This window comes from Halolamina rubra (assembly GCF_000739555.1).
Lineage (GTDB): Archaea > Halobacteriota > Halobacteria > Halobacteriales > Haloferacaceae > Halolamina > Halolamina rubra.
On sequence record NZ_BBJN01000032.1, the window covers coordinates 1 to 3,936 of the forward strand.

4 protein-coding genes are annotated in these 3,936 nt (G+C 69.4%); all 4 read left to right on the top strand.

Translation table 11 applies throughout. From position 1 onward, the window contains the following. Positions 1-21 precede the first annotated feature (21 nt). Positions 22-132 (top strand): TMCO1/EMC3 family protein, encoded by a 111-nt coding sequence (locus tag ACP95_RS15720; RefSeq protein ID WP_237560426.1) that lies wholly within the window; start codon positions 22-24, stop codon positions 130-132. Between the two features lie 199 nt (positions 133-331). Continuing rightward, on the top strand, positions 332-685 hold the full coding sequence (locus ACP95_RS09160) for an Hsp20/alpha crystallin family protein (RefSeq protein WP_049980917.1): 354 nt from the start codon (positions 332-334) through the stop codon (positions 683-685). 62 nt (positions 686-747) lie between these two features. Continuing rightward, the gene (locus ACP95_RS09165) at positions 748-2,415 is read left to right on the top strand and encodes an AarF/UbiB family protein (RefSeq protein WP_049980918.1); all 1,668 of its coding nucleotides are present in this window, start codon (positions 748-750) and stop codon (positions 2,413-2,415) included. A gap of 51 nt (positions 2,416-2,466) precedes the next feature. Further along, the gene (locus tag ACP95_RS09170) at positions 2,467-3,543 is read left to right on the top strand and encodes an aminotransferase class I/II-fold pyridoxal phosphate-dependent enzyme (protein ID WP_049980919.1); all 1,077 of its coding nucleotides are present in this window, start codon (positions 2,467-2,469) and stop codon (positions 3,541-3,543) included. The last annotated feature ends 393 nt before the right edge of the window (positions 3,544-3,936 follow it).

Genomic DNA, 3,936 nt, shown 5'->3' on the forward strand with positions numbered 1-3,936 from the left:
GCCATGACCTGGACCGAGCCGATGCTCGGGCCGATCCAGCCGTGGATCTTCTGGTACTTCGTCTGCTCGACGGCGTCGATCCAGATCATCCAGAAGGCGATGGACATCGAGATGACGCCGTCGACCTCGTAGCCGGCACGCCGACCTTTCTCCCGTTCAGCGCTTTCGTCGCCACTTCGTCCACCGGCCACCGCGGCTGGCGTCCCGCTTCGTCCACCGACCACAGCGCCTGCCCGCTGGCGCATCGTCCCACGATCGCCACGGCTGCCCGTCGCCGTGGCGACCCACCGCCACCGCCGGCTTTTTCGAGACGCGCCCCCATACTCTGGCTATGGACACAGTTCGCGATGCGCTCCGAGAGCTCCCGGACGCGGTGTTCGCCGACCTGCTCGAGAGCGAGTCCGCCTACCGACTCGTGATCGACCTGCCGGGGGCGACCGCCGACACGACCGACCTGCGCAGCGAGGGCGGTCGGCTCCGGATCGAAGCGCGCCGCGAGAAGTCGTTCGGCGGCGAGTTCGACTACGTGCGCGAGGACCGCCCGCTGTTTCTCGACGCCGAGATCCCGCTCCCGCCGGACGCCGGCAGCGACGCCGAGGCGTCGATGGAGCGCGGCGTCCTCACCGTCACGGTCCCGAAGCAGTCGGCCGGGCCGGCCCAGTCGATCGACATCGACGACGCCTGATGCTCGGACCGATCTTCCGCGCCGCCGGGGAGCCGACGGAACCAACGGTGGGGTGATTCAGGCTGGCGTCGCTCCGAGCCTACTGGCGGTTCCTCGTCGTCGTCAAGGGGTTCCTGCCGCTGCTGTTCGCGTGGACGCGGGACCGGAACCGGTTCCTGCTGTTCGGGCGGAGCCGTAGCGTCGACAGCGAGACGCGGGTCCGCCGCGCCGAGGCGCTGCTCGAGACGCTGCTGACGCTCGGGCCGACGTTCATCAAGCTCGGCCAGCTGCTGTCGACCCGGCCCGACGTGGCGCCGCCGGAGTACATCGACGTGCTGTCGAGCCTGCAGGACGAGGTGCCGCCCGCGGACTGGCCCGAGGCCAAGGAGGTGCTGGAGGCCGAACTCGGCCCCGTCGAGGAGACGTTCGACGAGTTCGACACCGACGCGATCAGCGGCGCCAGCCTCGGGCAGGTGTACCGCGCGGTCCACGACGGCGAGCAGGTCGCCGTGAAAGTCCGCCGGCCGGGGATCGTCCCGCTGGTCAACGCCGACCTCCGGGTGCTGCGCTGGTCGCTCCCGGTGATCATCTTCTTCGTCGACGAGTCGAGCTCGTTCTCACTGTCGAACCTCGCCGACGAGTTCGCGAAGACGATCCGCCAGGAGATGGACTACGGCCGCGAGCGGGCGATGCTCGAGGAGATCCGCGAGAACTTCGCCGACGACGAGGAGATCCGCATCCCGCAGACCCACGAGAACGCCTCCGGCGAGTCGGTGCTGACGATGGAGTACCTCCCGGGGACGAAGATCAACGACGTCGAGGAGCTCGACGCCCGCGGGGTCGACCGCACCGAACTGGCCGAGCGCTTACAGCGCATCTACCTGCAGATGATCATCGACGACGGCGTGTTCCACGCCGACCCCCACCCCGGAAATCTCGCCGTCGACGACGAGGGCGCGGTGATCTTCTACGACTTCGGGATGAGCGGGCGGGTGGAGCCGTACATCCAGGAGAAGATCGTCGAGTTCTACGTCGCCATCGCCGAGCAGGACACCGACGCGATCCTCGACGCGCTGGTCGACATGGGGACGCTCTCGCCGGAGGCCGACCGCGAGGTGATGGGCCAGGTGATGGAGCTCGCGATCCAGGACGCCCGCGGCGAGGACATCGAGCAGTACCGCGTCCAGCAGATCATCGAGCAGGTCGAGGGGACGATCTACGAGTTCCCGCTGCGGCTGCCGCGCAACCTCGCGCTGGTGCTCCGGGTCGCCACCGTCGTCGAGGGCGTCTGCGTCACCCTCGACCCGGACTTCGACTTCATCAGCGTCGCGACGGACTACCTCACCGAGCAGGGCTACCGGGAGCAGACCGCCCGGAAGATCGCTGGCGACGCCGCCGATCGGGCCCAGGAGACCGCGGGCGCGCTGGTGTCGGTGCCGCCGAAGCTGGACCGCGTGCTCGACGGTCTCGAGGACGAGGAGCTGACGGTCAACATCAACGTCCAGGACGACGACGACGTGATGCGGGACCTCGCCAAGCGGCTGATCCTGGGGATCTTCGTCGCCGCGGGCGTGCTCTCGGCGGCGCTGATCTACGCGTTCGGGCAGGACTGGCGGGTGTCGGCCGGCATCCTCGCGGTGACGGCGCCGCTGGTGCTCTCGCTCTACCGGTCGTTCCGGCGCAAGCGGAAGTCGATCCGGGCGACACCGCAGTTCACTCGGCAGAGCATGCGCGAGCGCGAGGGCGACTGAGCCGGTCGCCGGCACCCGGTGGTTTTTGCGGCCGCCCGACGGACTGGGCGTATGGACGTCTCACCGTTCGGCCTCGAACGCTGGTTCGCCGAGTACGAACACGACGCCGACATCATGCTCGCCGAGAGCGGGATCCGCTCGCTGCCGGCCGACCGCTTCGACCTCGATCCGGGGAAGCTGGGGTACGTGATCCCGACCAACGGCGACCCGGAGTTCCGCGCCGACGTGGGCGCACGCTACGGCCGCGACGCCGACGAGGTGCTGTTCACCGTCGGCACCCAGGAGGCGAACTTCCTCACGTTCCTCTCGCTACTCAACTCCGAGCACGGCGACCACGCCGTCGTCGTCACGCCGACGTACCAGGCGCTGCACGCCGTGCCGGAGGCGTTCGGCGAGGTGACGCGGGTCCCGCTGCACCGCGAGGACTGGAGCGTCGACGTCGAGGGGGTGAAGGAGGCGATCCGCGACGACACCGCGGTCGTCGTGCTCAACAACCCCAACAACCCGACGGGGAACTACCACGACGAGGCGACGGTCCGGGAGCTGTACGACCTCGCGGCCGAGCACGACGCCTACCTGCTCTGTGACGAGGTGTACCGCCTGCTCGCCGAGGAGCCGATCACCCCCGCGGCGACGCTGGGCGAGTACGGCATCTCGACGACGAGCCTCACGAAGGCGTACGGCCTCGCCGGCCTGCGGTTCGGCTGGGTCGTCGGCGACGAGGACGTCGTCGAACAGGCGTGGCGCTGGAAGGACTACACCACCATCTCGCCGACGCTGTTCGGCCAGCACGTCGCGAAGCAGGCGCTCGGGGAGCAGGAGGAGGACATCCTGACCGAGAACCGCGCCCTCGCCACCGAGCACCGCGAGATCGTCGCCGACTGGATCGACGAGCACGGCCTCGACTGGCACGAACCGGTCGGTGTCAACGGGTTCGTGACGGTTCCCGACGGGTTCGCGGACGCCGAGGAGTTCTGCCGGGTCGTCGTCGAGGAGGCGTCGGTGGTGCTGGCGCCGGGGCACCTGTTCGGCCCCTACGAGGACCGCTTCCGCATCGGCTTCGGGCTGCCGACCGCGGAGCTACGGGAGGGGCTGGAGCGGGTTGGCGACGTGATCGAGAACCACTGAGTCGTCGACCGCGGGCTACTGCTCGGCGTCGGCGTCCGACTCCGCCTCGGCGTCGTCGGACGGCACCGCCGGTTCCGGGACGACGGTCACGTGGTCGATGCCGACGGAGGGGTTCTTTGCGGCCATGTGCGTACGATCGGTCCGACCACTCAAGAGATTACCCATACGCATAACTCATGGCGCCCCCGGCGCCGATGCCTGCGGGGTATACGGATGTCTCCCGCGTATCGGGAGCGTGGAGGGGAGAACTGGGGCGCATCGGCGCCGGCGGTGACTGGGGCACTTTCGCGGCGATCGTGCGCGCGGCGGCGCGCGGCGGCGCGAGCCGTCGCTGGTCGTGAAAATCGAGGTCGACACAGTCACGGCAGGGGCCTCGTCGACGGCGACACGGAG

What these genes read in the sequence shown, in the direction of transcription:
- ACP95_RS09170 (WP_049980919.1), top strand. Translation starts at nt 2,467, where the DNA reads ATGGACGTCTCACCGTTCGGCCTCGAACGCTGGTTCGCCGAGTACGAA.
- ACP95_RS15720 (WP_237560426.1), top strand. Translation starts at nt 22, where the DNA reads ATGCTCGGGCCGATCCAGCCGTGGATCTTCTGGTACTTCGTCTGCTCG.
- ACP95_RS09160 (WP_049980917.1), top strand. Translation starts at nt 332, where the DNA reads ATGGACACAGTTCGCGATGCGCTCCGAGAGCTCCCGGACGCGGTGTTC.